The sequence below is a fragment of the Butyricimonas sp. genome (genome assembly GCF_019423355.1).
In the GTDB taxonomy this organism is placed as follows: domain Bacteria; phylum Bacteroidota; class Bacteroidia; order Bacteroidales; family Marinifilaceae; genus Butyricimonas; species Butyricimonas faecihominis.
Genome location: NZ_JAHZBP010000010.1, coordinates 107,563 through 121,307, shown reverse-complemented (window position 1 = coordinate 121,307; position 13,745 = coordinate 107,563). Strand labels below are relative to the sequence as shown.

Below are 13,745 nucleotides of genomic sequence, written 5' to 3'. Positions count from 1 at the left end.
TTTAACTTTTACCTTTTAGCTTTCTCTGGCAGAGGGAGAGCTAGAATACTCCCCGCCTTCGGGAATCTTTTCATTCTAAATTTTAAACTCTAAATTCTACATTATACCGATATCGCCCCCTTTATATGTGGATGCGGGTTATAATCGCACAACGTGAAATCTTCGTATTTAAAATCGAATATATTTTTCACGTCCGGGTTGATTTCCATCCGGGGTAAGGCACGGGGTTCACGAGTCAACTGCAATTTCACCTGTTCGATATGATTCAAGTAAATATGCGTGTCACCCAAGGTATGTACAAATTCTCCCGGTTTCAAACCACACACCTGCGCCATCATCATCGTCAACAAAGCATACGAGGCAATATTAAACGGCACACCCAAAAAAGTATCGGCACTACGCTGATACAATTGGCAGGACAATTTCCCGTTAGCCACGTAAAACTGAAACAATGCGTGACAAGGGGGCAATGCCATATTTTCAATATCCCCGGCATTCCATGCACTCACGATCAACCGACGGGAATTCGGACTATGCTTGATGTCATGCACCACTTGGGAAATCTGATCCAGAGAAGTCCCGTCCGGCTTAGGCCATGAACGCCATTGGTAACCATAGATATGTCCCAATCCACCCTCTTCATCTGCCCATTCATCCCAGATACTCACCCCGTGATCGTGCAAATACTTCACGTTCGTATCGCCGTTCAGGAACCACAACAACTCGTATATAATTGACTTCAAATGCAATTTCTTCGTGGTCAACAAAGGGAAACCTTCTTCTAGATTAAACCGCATCTGGTGACCGAACACGCTAATCGTTCCCGTCCCAGTCCGGTCCTCTTTCACTGTCCCCTCCTTCAAAATCCTATCCAGTAAATCTAAATATTGCCTCATAATAATTGAAAATTGAAAATTGAAAATTGAAAATGCGCTATTCAATTTTCAATAGATGATAGAACAAAGATAGCCTTTAAATTTTAAATTCTAAACTTTTCTCACGATCATTAGCCCGTGACGAACAGGCAACAGGATATTCTCCACCCGGCTATCGGCCTGTACCATTTCATTAAAGTCCAATATACCTTTCGTTTGGGCATCCGGTTTCACTCGCGGATCCGCCACCTTGCCATCCCACAATACGTCGTCCGCGACAATGATTCCCCCGTGACGAACCTTATCAAATACCAAGCGATAATATTCCGAATATTCCCGTTTATCGGCATCGATAAACACCAAATCAAACATTTCATCCAGCGTGGGAATAATCTCGCAAGCATCCCCCACGTGAAAAACGATACGCTCCTGCAAACCACTTTTTTCAATATATTGGCGAGTGAAATCTTCCAACTCGTCGTTCACGTCAATCGTGTGCAGCACTCCCCCTTCCTCCACCCCGGCAGCCATCGAAATAGCGGCATACCCCGTGTATGTCCCGATCTCCAGCACCCGACGGGCGCCAATCATCCGACATATCATTTTCAGGAACTGCCCTTGCAAATTCCCGGATAACATTCTCGGACGCAATACATTCAGATGGGTCGCCCTTGACAACTCGGCCAACACTTCCCCCTCCGGCTCGCTATGCGCCAATATATATTGTTCCAATTCAGCATCCATTTCCAACATGACAGTCTCTATTTATATAGTAATACAGATTGCTTTTCCACGTCGAAGACCTCCTTCGCCACCCGAATCAGTAACTCCGGTGTAATTTCCTCGATCTGGGTATAAATATCTTCAAGACTATCCACCTTATCGTAAATCAGGAAACTCTTCCCGATCGACAACATCAAGTTCTCGTAATTCTCCGACGAGATAGCCAGTTGCCCCACCATCTGAGCCTTTGCTCGTTTCAACTGCAAGGGTCCCAATTTTTCTTCATACAAGGCCCGCATCTCCTTCTTGCACAAATTCAGACACCATTCGGCATTTTCCGGATCACAACCGAAATAAATCATGGATACCCCCGTGTCCGAATAAGGCGTGTACGACGCCTCGATATTATAAGCCAAACCGTATTTTTCACGGATATTCAAATTCAAACGGGAATTCATTCCCGTCCCTCCCAACAAGTTCATCAACAGCGATAAGGCTAATCGGTTATCCTCCGTGTAATCGTAAGCGATATTCCCGATAATACAATGACTTTGGTGCGTGTCCCGATCCATTTCCACGAAACGGGGAGTGTAAATTTCCGGCTTAATCCGGGTCCTCAATGGAGTTCCGGCCTCGTAAGGCGAAAAATACTTTTCCACCAGACGCACCAACTTCTCGAACGGGATATCCCCGACCGAGCTAATCACCATCCGGTTCGTGAAATAATTACGTCTCACGAAATCCAGCACCATACCCCGGGAAATCCGTTCCACGGAAGCCTCGTCGCCCAGAATATTCCGCCCGATCGGGTAACCGGTATAAATCAACTCCTCGAAATCGTCGAAAATCAGCTCTCCCGGGTTATCCTTGTACGAGTTTATCTCATCCAGTACCACGTCTTTCTCCTTCTCTATCTCCTTCTCCGGGAACATCGAATGAAACACGATGTCGGCAAACAATTCCAACGTACGCTCGTAATCCTTTGCCATAAACGTGGCATACACGCACGTGTCCTCCTTCGTGGTATAAGCATTTAACTCACCCCCGACATCCTCCAGACGACTCAATATATGATAGGCTTTACGTTTCTCCGTACCTTTAAAAATCACGTGTTCTATAAAATGAGCCATCCCCAGTTCATCCTCCCGTTCATCCCGGCTCCCCACGTTTATAATCAACCCGCAATAAGCGGCTTTATTCGGAACATAGTTATGGATTAATCGTAATCCATTAGCAAATATATGTGTTTGATACATTTTATTGAATAAAAAGACTTCCTCCCGACAAATTCAGATTCACTTTTCCCGCGTATTTTTTATTCCCGATAAACCCGGTCTCCAGCACGGTATTCTTATCCGTCGTCGGTTTACTCTCCAGTGCCACGCCCTCGGGCAATTCCACCTTCAAATTTTTATTACGTGCCAACTCCAGGGTGTAACCGCATCCTTCCATGAAAGTCAATCCCACCTTCGTGGAAGAACCTTTCACGTCAACAGTAGCGAACGAGAAATTGATATTACGCACGTTCAACTCGCCCCAACGCATATCCATCTTGAGCGACCCGCCAATATCCTGCACCTCGTATTTCGTGTAGAAAGAAGTCCCGTCCATATCCTCGACCATCCCCAGATAACAGGTTCCTCCCGATGTCTTCAACGAAAGTTTATCCGCCTCCATCAATTGCAAAGTCGTTGACGTGCAATCCAGTTTCATCTCCTTCCCTTCCCCGATCTTCACCTTACAGGATTTGAACTCGGCCGTCATGTTTCCCAATTTCTCCACCTCAAATTCTCCCTTATTCTGTTTCACGGAAAACTCTCCACCCGTCACGGAATTGGCCTTGAAATTACCGGATACGATCTCCACGCTCATATCCCCCACGAAATCGGCCACCGAGGCGCCTCCCTCTGTGCATACCAGACGTACTTTCTTACCTTTCGGAACCTTAATATGATAGTCAACGCTCACCGTCACCCCCGCGAACATCTGCCGCAGGCTCATATCCTTCTGGAACAACGTCTCCACGTTCAACACAGCCCCTTGCTCCTTAGCCGTTATGGAAATATACTCTAATATCTCGTCAACCTTGGCTTTTGTTTTTGCCTCCACCCACACGGAAGTCGTGATGGAAAACTCGTCACCTTCCTGCTTAACATCGATATTCCCATAGCGGTTCGTAACCGTCAACTCGTTAATGGATGCCGCGGGAAAGCTCTTCTTAAACTCCTTTGATCCCTCCTCAGCCCAAGCGTTTACCGCTCCGAACAAAACAATTGCCAATAATAATAATTTCTTCATATCGATTGATTTAATCATGAATTACTCGACAACAAATCACATCATCTCCTCGTTCTCCTCCACCTCTTTGTACCGCAGAGCTAGGTAAGCCAGCATCCGGCTAAACGTCTCCATTGCCATTGTCGTTTGCGAATTTATCTCTTTTTTCTGTAATCGCAACATCAAATGACCGTAAAGAGCATGAAGTGCCAGCTCGACATCGGAAACCTCCTCCGGCAAGTTCGTCTTCCGGCGATAATCCAGCAAATTATTCGCGGCCATCATGAACAACTGCTTGTACTTCATATCCTGCACGTTATGGAGTAAATGGAAATGCAACTCCGTCAACTCGTTCACCATGTTCTTCACCACCTGCACGTGCCCGCTCTTCGTCACCTCCTCTTTCCTCATCATCTCGATCAAGTTGTCATACCAATCGCTGATCTCCTTCCGTGTCGCGTCATCCCCCCCGAACTGGCTCACCACGTTCCGGTTCACCAGCTCAATATCCATCTGCATCGCCCTCAACATATCCTCCACCTGCCACATATACAGGATATATTCGGCCACATTACTCTTTCTCTTCTCGCGTGCTATCAACATACTAATTTACGATTTACGATTCATGATTTACGATTAAAAACGTGGGCCTTGTGCGGCTGGAATCTAAAATCTAAAATCATTAAATCTAAAATTTTATAGTTCTTTGAGTTTATCAATCAACCTCCGATCCCGTTTCGTGGGACGTCCCGAACCACGATCCCGGCTCTCGAATTGCATGAAAGTTCCCCGGAGAATATCCAGTTTCTCCTGCGGGGTGATCTCTTCCACGAAATCGACGGCCAACTGGGCAGACATTCGTTTATCGGTAATTTGTTTCACCACGTACTCCCGTTCAATCGGCGGGACCCGTACTTTCACGACATCCCCGACCTTTACCTCCCGGGACGCTTTCACGTGCGCATCACCGATAGAGACGTGACCTTTACCACATTCTTCTGCAGCTAACGAGCGGGTTTTAAAAATTCGAACCGCCCACAGCCATTTATCTATTCTAACCTTCTCCACGGCTTATTCATTTATAACTTACAATCTGTCAAAGCTAAAACTTATTCTGCAAATGACAAAACAAATGCCAACCTGAAATCACGAACCTGAAATATTCATTTTAAAATTCGGAGTCACGACTTCAAAATCACAAATCGTAAATCTAAAATCGCAAATTATTACACAGGCTCATCGTCTTATCTACCCCGATAAAAATAAAATTCTCGATCACCTCCCCGCAATGCTTCAACATGGCCGGGAAACGTTCCTCTTCCTCCGAAGACCACTCTCCCAACACGTAATCCACCTGTTTTCCCTTGGGGAACTCGTTTCCGATACCGAAACGCAAACGGGCGTAATCTTGCGTGCCCAACAACTGGTTAATACTCTTCAAACCGTTATGCCCCCCGTCACTTCCCTTACCTCTCAAACGGATCGTCCCGAAAGGTAACGCCAAGTCATCCACCACCACGAAAAGATTCGATAACTCGATTTTCTCTTTTTGCATCCAGTAACTGACCGCCTTACCACTCAAGTTCATGTACGTGTTCGGTTTCAACAAAATCAAGGTACGTCCCTTCAACTTCACCGTGGCAACCGCACCATAACGCATATCTTCAAAAACAGCATTGGACGCCTTAGCAAAGGCGTCCAATACTTTAAATCCGATGTTATGTCGTGTATTCTGGTACTCGGGACCTATGTTGCCCAATCCCACAATAAGATATTTCATCTGTCTATTTTTTCAAACTACTATTGAGCGCTTTGTGCAGCTCTTGCAGCTCTTGTCAATTTAACCTGAGCAACCACAACGCTCTTGGCATTCATTAACTCTACGCCTTCCACGTGAATATCCTGTACTTTAATAGCCTTACCGACACCTAAAGAAGTAACATCAACAACCACTTCATCCGGCATATCTTTCGGAAGAGCTTTTACTTTCAACTTACGAGTGATGATTGCCAACTTACCTCCGGCTTGAACTCCGGCTGCGTGTCCCGTTACCCGAACAGGAACGTCCATTACAACTGGCTTATCCTCTGAGGTCTGGTAGAAATCAATATGTAAAACCTTATCCGTCACCGGGTGGAATTGAATATCTCTCATCACGGCACCGTAAGATTTACCATCAAGATCCAAATTTACCAGATATACATTAGGAGTGTAAAGAAGTTTCTTCAAATCTTTATCCAAAACCGCAAAATGAACGTTTGCCTCTCCACCATAAAGAACGCATGGAACTTTCTCCGCATATCTTACAGCCTTGGTAGCTTTTTTGCCTAAATCGTTTCTTACTTCTCCTTTTAAATCAAATACTTGCATAATAATAACATTGCTTGTGCTACTCAAATCCAGACTGATGCCCCGGGGTTATAAGCCACGTCTGCATTCCCATTACACGTTTAAAACTATCCCCGTACTTTTAATGCGGCGCAAATGTACGAACAAATTATCAGAATCACAACACTTTTTTTCAAAGCGATTATCTTCATTTCTCCATCTCACTTTTTACCCACTCGTCATATATCCCCTTGATCTCTTGGTAACGAGGATGTTCTTTGAAAAGCAAAAGAGAGGAGCGAAAATTATAGTCTGCATGATCCACAAATGCATCAATTTTCTCAATGTCATGCTCACCTGTTTGGCAATACCACTTTTCAAATAATCGAAAACGAACATTCTCCTTCTTATCACAAGTCTCACAAACAACAATAAGCGAATTTTGATTTACTTGAAAAAAATCACTCAAAATCTTGACAATCGTGTAACGCACCCTCCCATCATTCACAGGTTTCCCCACTGCATCAAAAGAAAAAGTATAAACATGATCGGCCCCGAAAGCTTCACTAATATCAATAAAATAAGCGGCGTAAACAACACCGCTTTGCGTTATAAATTTATATGCCAGATCATCTGTCTGAACGATATGATACGGGAGTTGCAAATTTGATATCACGCTCTTTAGCTAATTTTTTCAAATCACCATTCTTCTGAATACACTCCCGAATAGCACGCTTATCCTCCAACAATTTTTGGAAAAAACTTTTCGTTTCTACTTTTGGTGTTTTCATTTCAATGATTTTTAAGTCCTTATTTACAAATACAAAGATACAAATAACAATCCAAACTCCATAACAATGTCACGAATTAATATCATTTACAATCAATATAAATAAGCATTTACCCTCATCTCGCCAACACTTTAAACAACACACTGAAAATCAACAATAAACAATCAAAAATCCGCCATTTTCAATGACTAGTTTTCACACGGAACAACCCTTTTTATTCTGAAAAAGTTTTTTGTTTCAATTATAGGTCTTATTTTCGCGTCATTATTAACAAACAAATTTTTTTAGAAATGGCTTACGTAATATCTGATGATTGTATTTCTTGTGGAGCATGTGAATCAGAGTGCCCGGTAGGAGCAATCTCTATGGGTGATGATCACTATCAAATCAATGCTGATGAATGTATCTCATGCGGGGCTTGCGCTGGTGTATGTCCTGTTGGAGCTCCGAAAGAAGCTTAATCATCATAAAAAGAAAAGAACAAAGCTGCCTCTCTCGGGGCAGCTTTCTTTTTATACCTATTCGAAACCATTACCGATAACTTCCTCAAATCAACCCTTCTCACGGGGTTGTAAAAGCACGATTCCTCACGCTTGTTTGCAAGTCGTATCCTTGTTCCCATGAACAACCGGCACGTGGCCAAAGTTATTTTTACTTATACTTTGTTAAAATGGCGGCGATAATCGGGCGATAAGGCGGCGACAATCGGGCGACAGCGCCTAACAGTCACCCAACAACCGCCCAACAACCACCCAATTTTCAAACTTTACCTAAGGAAAGCCCCGTTAAATCCCATGAATCACGAGATCCATCCGCACGTCCAGCTCATCAACAGGCACCTCTTCCACGAACTGGAATCCGAAACAAATCCCCACTTTCCGGGCAACACGTGTCTCTTTCAAAATCTTATCGTAATACCCGCGACCTCGTCCCAGACGATTCCCGTGGCGATCAAAAGCCACGCCCGGCACGACAATCAAGTCAATTGCGTCGTAATCCGTGTATAATTCGCCAACAGGCTCCAGTATGCCGAAAGCCTCCCCCGGTTGCAGGGATTCCATGCCCTTGAACACCCGTAATTCCAACATGTCCCCTTTCACGCAAGGCAACAGGACAGTCTTCTTCCCCGCCCACTTGCAGACGTAATCATGCGTGAACACCTCGTCGTCCATCGACCAGTAGAGCAACACGGTCCGGGCCTCCTTGAAAAAATCCGTCTGTTCCAACTCCTTCCACAAGGGACGAGACATCTCCACCTTTTGTTCCAGAGAATACTGGCTTTTCAAAACTTTAACTTGTTTTCGCAATTCTTTTTTATCCATGGTAAACAATCTTCCGAATCTTTATTCATTATTTTGCGCAAAAATCGTACTTTTGCAGCAATAAACAAAACAAGCTGCCAAAGAGTTATCAGATATATTTGGACGCTTACCAACAATCCATCCCGTCAAGGGATACAACGTGCAGAATTATGAAAATAGCGATACCTCAAATCAACTACCACATCGGAGATATTTCCAAAAATAAGGACCTTATTATTGCTGCCATAAAAAAGGCGAAAGCCATGAAAGCGGAACTCGTTCTTTTTCCTGAACACGCCATCTGTGGGGCTTACCCGCAAGACCTTTTCGAGAAAGAATATTTCGTGAACGAATGCCGTATCAGCATTGAAAAGATCGCCGAGCAATGTCATAACATAGCGGCATTAGTGGGCGGCCCGAACCTAGACTTGGAAGATGGCATATTGATGAACGCCATGTTTTTCATGTACGACGGAGAAGTGCGAGGCGGGGTAAACAAAACCATATTGAGCGACTACGACGTTTTCGACGAGAGCCGGTACTTCATCCCGGGAGAATCCAACACGCCCCTACGCTACAAGAACCAGAATATCCGGGTAATCTTCGACGAGTACGAATCCAACATGATCGAGAAGACCGACACGATCATCGTACATGTCGGTTCGACACCTTTCACCACGGAAAGTTTTGCTTACCGGAAAGAAAGTCTATCATACATCGCGCGTAAACAGAAATGCCCGCTCATATCACTCAATCACGTGGGAGCGAACGCCTCCCTGATATTTGACGGAAACTCCTTCGTGGTCAACAGTAAAGGGATTTCAACATACAAATTAGCCGCGTTCAAAGAAGATTTCATGGTCATCGACACGGAAAGACTGCTTAATGCCCCGGCCCTCAAAGAAAAAGGACCGGATACCATTGCTCTTATTCACGATGCACTTATCCTCGGAATAAAAGATTTCTTCCACAAAAACGGGTTCTCGAAAGCCGTACTCGGACTTTCCGGGGGAATCGATTCGGCCCTCGTTGCCGCGTTGGCTACAGAAGCCCTTGGAAAAGAAAACGTGCTGGGCATACTGATGCCTTCCCGTTTCTCCACCGACCACTCTGTCACGGATGCCGTTGATCTGGCAAGAAACTTGGGGATCTCACACGAAACCTTACCCATAAAAGAAATATACGACAACTTTATCGCCACACTACACCCTGTCTTCAAGGATGCTCCCTTCAACGTGGCCGAAGAAAACCTACAAGCCCGTATTCGCGGGTCTCTCGTTATGGCCATTTCCAATAAATTCGGGCATATCCTTTTGAACACCTCCAATAAAAGCGAGGCAGCCGTGGGTTATGGAACCCTGTACGGGGACTTGTGCGGGTCACTTTCCGTGCTGGGCGACGTGTACAAAACCGACGTGTACAAATTATCCCGTTACATGAACCGAAACGGGGAATTGATCCCGGAGAATACCATCACGAAAGTCCCCTCTGCTGAACTGCGGCCCGGGCAAAAAGATCAGGACTCCCTACCGGATTACGACACACTCGACGCTATCTTGAAACTATATCTCGAAGAAAATAGTTCCAAACAGGAAATCATAGCGAAAGGATTCGCCCCAGAAATCGTTGAAAAAACGATAACCTTGGTCAATCGTAACGACTACAAACGGGCACAATGCCCACCTATACTGAAAGTCAGTAAAAAAGCGTTCGGCAGCGGACGCCGTATGCCACTTGTTGCCAAACTATAACACCAGATAAGAGAACGAGTTTATGAGAACGATAAAAGACAAAGAGTTACACGAAAAATATTGCAACATTTGCATTGATAGTCCCAATTCCCTTTTTGCAAGTCTTGACGAAAGTAGCAAAAGCATTATTCGCCAAACCAGCATTTGCAAAATGTACAGGAAAGGAGACTTGATTTACGAAGAAGGGAATAAACCTTTCGGGTTAATTTGTCTGATCACCGGGAAAGCTAAAATCGCCAAGAAAGGTATCGCAGGACGGGAACAGATCGTGCGTATGGCAAAACCCGTCGGATTCATCGGCTACCGGGCTTTCTTTGCCGAGGAAATGCACATCGCATCAGCGGAGGCACTCGAGGAATCCATTGTCTGCATCATGAAAACAGAGCTTATTTTCGGTATCGTGCGCAGCAACTCGGATGTTGCCATGAACGTGATCCGGGCGTTGGCTACCGACCTCGGATTCTCGAATCGCCGAACAGTAACACTCACGCAAAAACATATTCGCGGACGTCTGGCTGAGGCCTTGCTCGTGCTGAAAGACACTTACGGGTTCGAGGATGATAACATGACGTTGAAAATTTGTCTCTCGCGGGAAGATATGGCCAATCTCTCGAACATGACCACCTCCAATGCCATCCGCACGCTATCCAACTTTGCCTCGGAAGGCATACTGGAACTTTCCGGCAAGCAAATCAAGATCACGAACATGGAAGCGCTGGAAAAAGTAAGCGATATGGGATAATTCAATCCTGCAATTGATCGATACACCGGCTGATGGTTTCATAATCAAAGCCACGACTCAAAGCAAAGCGGAAAAGCTTTGCTTTTCGTTTATAGGGATCTTCCTCTTTCAGGCCCCGATTCTTTTGTTTCAACAGCGCCAGACACGTGGCGTCACTTTCCTCATCGGGTAAAGAGGACAACGCCTGTTCGATAATACGTTCCGGCACACGCTTTTGCCGGAGCATCTGCATGATTTTCAACTTTCCCCAGCGATTAAAACGATGCTTATCCCGGGCATACGCCTCCGCAAAGCGAGTATCATCCAAGAAATGATTCTTCACCAAAAACTCCATGACCGCGGCAATATCCTTTTCCTCTAACTCCCACCGCTGTAACTTTTTAAGAATATCAAAACTACAATACTCCTTTTTACTACACTGCCCGGCAACAATATTCAACGCTTTCTTCGCATCCACTTTCGATGTAATTTAGAATTTAAAATTTCCCCGGGCTTTCACCATTCTCTCCCGTTCATTAATATCCTTCCGCAACTCAACCTCCTCGTACCCCATCTCCCGAAGTAACTCGACGGTTTCTTTCCCAAAAGCCTCGTTGATCTCGAAAAACAGCACTCCTCCACGATTCAGATGATCACGACCGAATCCGGCAATCTTCCGGTAAAACATTAACGGGTCGGTATCCGGCACGAAAAGAGCCCGAGAGGGTTCATAATTCAACACCCGATCGTGCATAAGCGCCTTCTCCGACTCCCGCACATAAGGTGGATTGCTCACGATCACGTCGAAACCGGGCCATTCCCATTCCTCGTAACGCAATATATCACGTACTTCAAATTTCACCTCCACACCATTTCTCCGGGCATTGTCGGCAGCTTGTCGCACGGCCGCCGGGGAAATATCCACCCCACAAAGCCGTACTCCTTTCAACAACTTACCCAACGACACGATGATACACCCACTCCCCGTTCCAATATCCAAGACACTCGCACCCGGCTGCACACCCGATTCCACGATCCACATCACCAGTTCTTCCGTCTCCGGTCGGGGAATCAAGGTTTCGCTATTTAGCTGAAAATCAATACCGGCAAATTCCGTTTCTCCCAATATATACTGGATCGGTTTATCCGTTTTTAACTCCTCCACGATTTGAACGAATTTATCGATAAAGCTTTTTGCTAAAAATTCGTGTTTTTTAAGATGTATGTCTATATTTGTATAATGCAACAGCTTGCAAAAGGAGAGCGAGCATAAAACTTTTATTTCATGCTCGGTATAAGTATCCTTTAGCTTCTGTAATGCGTATTGCTGTAAATCAAACATCGTATTCATGGAACAAAGATACGGTTTAATTGAAGATTGAAAATTGAAAATTGAAAATTTAATTGCGTGAACTGGACGGGTATTGCGATTGACATTGGCATTGTACTGTATATTCTCACCATCTTGGCGATCATATACACGATCATACTGGAAAACAGAAATCCGGTACGTACACTTGCGTGGATACTCGTACTCGTGCTGGCCCCCGGTATCGGGCTGCTCTTTTACATCTATTTCGGCATGAACTACCGGAAGATCAAGATGTTCTCCATGAAAGGCTTGGGCGACTTCAAGTGGTTGCAATACATGAGCGAAGACCAGAAACAACGTATCAAGAAAGCCGAATTGTTGAAAAAAGAAGACATGGAGGCAGTGAAACCGTTGATGACATTACTCCTGAACAACAGCAAAGCCCTTCTCTCCCGGAATAACACGGTCGAGATTCTCAACAACGGGGAGGCCACCTTCAGTTCGATCTTCAAGGCCATCGCCAAAGCCAAAAAATACATTCACCTCGAATATTACATCATTGATAAAGGAGAACTCGGAGAGAAACTGAAGGAATTACTTATCACGAAAGCCAAGGAAGGCGTGGAGGTTCGCGTGATCTATGATGACGTGGGGTCGTGGAAATTACCCAAACGTTACATCAAAGAGATGCAGGTCGCCGGGATTCAGATCTACCCGTTTCTTCCCGTGCGTTTTCCCTTGTTCACCAACAAGGTGAACTACCGGAACCACCGGAAAATCGTCGTCGTGGACGGGGACACCGGGTTCATTGGCGGGTTAAACTTCGCCGACCGTTATCTGCACGGATTACCCGGCATCGGTATCTGGCGCGACACCCACCTGAAAGTGAAAGGGGAAGCCGTCACCTCCCTGCAAGTGGTTTTCCTGTTTGACTGGTACTTTGTTCGTCAGGAACTTCTACTGAACAAGGCGGAATACCTTCCCAACAAGAAAGTCGATGGCAACGTGGTTGTTCAAACCGTGGCATCCGGTCCCGATAGCGACTGGACATCCATTCAACAAGCCTACTTCACGCTAATCAACATGGCCAAGAAGTACGTTTTCATCTCGACCCCCTATTTCATGCCGGGAGAAACCACGATCAACTCGCTGAAAACCGCCGCCATGAGCGGCGTGGACGTGCGTATCATGATCCCGTATAAATCCGACTCGCTACTCACGCACTGGTGTACACGCTCCTACGTGGAGGAACTACTGGAAGCCGGTGTTAGAGTATTTCAATATCGTAAAGGATTCAACCACAGCAAAGTAATCGTCATGGACGGACTGGTATCTTCCGTGGGTACTGCCAACATGGACATACGTAGTTTCGAACAAAACTTCGAAGTCAACCTCATCATCTACGACCGCAACGTCAGTCGCCAACTCGGTTCCGATTTTCTGGACGACCTGAAAGGCAGTTCCGAAATCAGTATCCATCGCTGGAAATTCCGCCCGAAACGGGATAAAATCCGGGAATCTCTAGCTCGACTTTTCGCCCCGTTGCTCTAACCCTATACTTCAATCCCTGTTCAGTCAGAGTTTAGCGAGAAACCGGCATCCTCTCCCTCATTTCCCCAACACCCTCACCCTACATCAAAATTTTCTCCAGCAAGCAAGTAAAACG

At 45.4% G+C, this 13,745-nt stretch carries 16 protein-coding genes; 4 read left to right on the top strand and 12 right to left on the bottom strand.

The genetic code is table 11. The annotated features are described in order from the left end of the window. Positions 1 to 101: 101 nt before the first annotated feature. The 9 genes from QVC79_RS13875 to QVC79_RS13835 form a co-directional block, all read right to left on the bottom strand. Positions 102 to 896, bottom strand: a complete 795-nt coding sequence (locus QVC79_RS13875) for a thymidylate synthase (RefSeq protein WP_124316139.1) — start codon at positions 894 to 896, stop codon at positions 102 to 104. Between the two features lie 90 nt (positions 897 to 986). Then, a complete protein-coding gene (locus QVC79_RS13870; RefSeq protein ID WP_124316140.1) occupies positions 987 to 1,628 on the bottom strand; it encodes an O-methyltransferase in 642 nt (213 codons plus the stop codon). A gap of 8 nt (positions 1,629 to 1,636) precedes the next feature. Then, on the bottom strand, positions 1,637 to 2,854 hold the full coding sequence (locus tag QVC79_RS13865) for a M16 family metallopeptidase (RefSeq protein WP_270592577.1): 1,218 nt from the start codon (positions 2,852 to 2,854) through the stop codon (positions 1,637 to 1,639). A 1-nt stretch (position 2,855) separates the two neighbouring features. Next, the gene (locus tag QVC79_RS13860) at positions 2,856 to 3,896 is read right to left on the bottom strand and encodes a hypothetical protein (protein WP_270592576.1); all 1,041 of its coding nucleotides are present in this window, start codon (positions 3,894 to 3,896) and stop codon (positions 2,856 to 2,858) included. A 36-nt stretch (positions 3,897 to 3,932) separates the two neighbouring features. Continuing rightward, entirely contained in the window at positions 3,933 to 4,478 is a 546-nt protein-coding gene (locus QVC79_RS13855) for a DUF4924 family protein (protein WP_027202772.1), read from the bottom strand. A gap of 93 nt (positions 4,479 to 4,571) precedes the next feature. Beyond that, complete coding sequence (locus tag QVC79_RS13850) at positions 4,572 to 4,943, bottom strand: RNA-binding S4 domain-containing protein (protein WP_124316143.1); 372 nt, start codon at positions 4,941 to 4,943, stop codon at positions 4,572 to 4,574. Positions 4,944 to 5,085: 142 nt separating this feature from the next. Next, a complete protein-coding gene (gene pth, locus QVC79_RS13845) occupies positions 5,086 to 5,655 on the bottom strand; it encodes an aminoacyl-tRNA hydrolase (protein WP_087421030.1) in 570 nt (189 codons plus the stop codon). A 20-nt stretch (positions 5,656 to 5,675) separates the two neighbouring features. Continuing rightward, entirely contained in the window at positions 5,676 to 6,245 is a 570-nt protein-coding gene (locus QVC79_RS13840) for a 50S ribosomal protein L25/general stress protein Ctc (protein ID WP_027202775.1), read from the bottom strand. 166 nt (positions 6,246 to 6,411) lie between these two features. Next, entirely contained in the window at positions 6,412 to 6,879 is a 468-nt protein-coding gene (locus tag QVC79_RS13835) for a DUF6169 family protein (RefSeq protein WP_270592575.1), read from the bottom strand. 405 nt (positions 6,880 to 7,284) lie between these two features. Between QVC79_RS13835 and fdxA the strand changes: the two genes are divergently transcribed. Then, complete coding sequence (fdxA, locus tag QVC79_RS13830; RefSeq protein WP_071595998.1) at positions 7,285 to 7,455, top strand: 4Fe-4S ferredoxin; 171 nt, start codon at positions 7,285 to 7,287, stop codon at positions 7,453 to 7,455. Positions 7,456 to 7,779: 324 nt separating this feature from the next. Here the strand turns inward: fdxA and QVC79_RS13825 are convergent, their stop codons facing one another. Beyond that, positions 7,780 to 8,316, bottom strand: a complete 537-nt coding sequence (locus tag QVC79_RS13825) for a 5-formyltetrahydrofolate cyclo-ligase (protein WP_124316145.1) — start codon at positions 8,314 to 8,316, stop codon at positions 7,780 to 7,782. 149 nt (positions 8,317 to 8,465) lie between these two features. Here QVC79_RS13825 and QVC79_RS13820 point away from each other — a divergent pair, with 149 nt between their 5' ends. Both QVC79_RS13820 and QVC79_RS13815 read left to right on the top strand, forming a co-directional pair. Next, the gene (locus QVC79_RS13820) at positions 8,466 to 10,046 is read left to right on the top strand and encodes an NAD+ synthase (RefSeq protein WP_270592573.1); all 1,581 of its coding nucleotides are present in this window, start codon (positions 8,466 to 8,468) and stop codon (positions 10,044 to 10,046) included. 22 nt (positions 10,047 to 10,068) lie between these two features. Next, entirely contained in the window at positions 10,069 to 10,788 is a 720-nt protein-coding gene (locus tag QVC79_RS13815) for a Crp/Fnr family transcriptional regulator (RefSeq protein WP_124316147.1), read from the top strand. 1 nt (position 10,789) lies between these two features. On the opposite strand, the gene QVC79_RS13810 is transcribed toward QVC79_RS13815, so the two are convergent. Then, complete coding sequence (locus QVC79_RS13810; RefSeq protein WP_087421026.1) at positions 10,790 to 11,245, bottom strand: regulatory protein RecX; 456 nt, start codon at positions 11,243 to 11,245, stop codon at positions 10,790 to 10,792. Positions 11,246 to 11,257: 12 nt separating this feature from the next. Further along, a complete protein-coding gene (prmC, locus tag QVC79_RS13805; protein ID WP_287642501.1) occupies positions 11,258 to 12,109 on the bottom strand; it encodes a peptide chain release factor N(5)-glutamine methyltransferase in 852 nt (283 codons plus the stop codon). A gap of 66 nt (positions 12,110 to 12,175) precedes the next feature. Here prmC and cls point away from each other — a divergent pair, with 66 nt between their 5' ends. Then, a complete protein-coding gene (cls, locus tag QVC79_RS13800; protein WP_124316149.1) occupies positions 12,176 to 13,630 on the top strand; it encodes a cardiolipin synthase in 1,455 nt (484 codons plus the stop codon). Positions 13,631 to 13,745 lie beyond the last annotated feature (115 nt).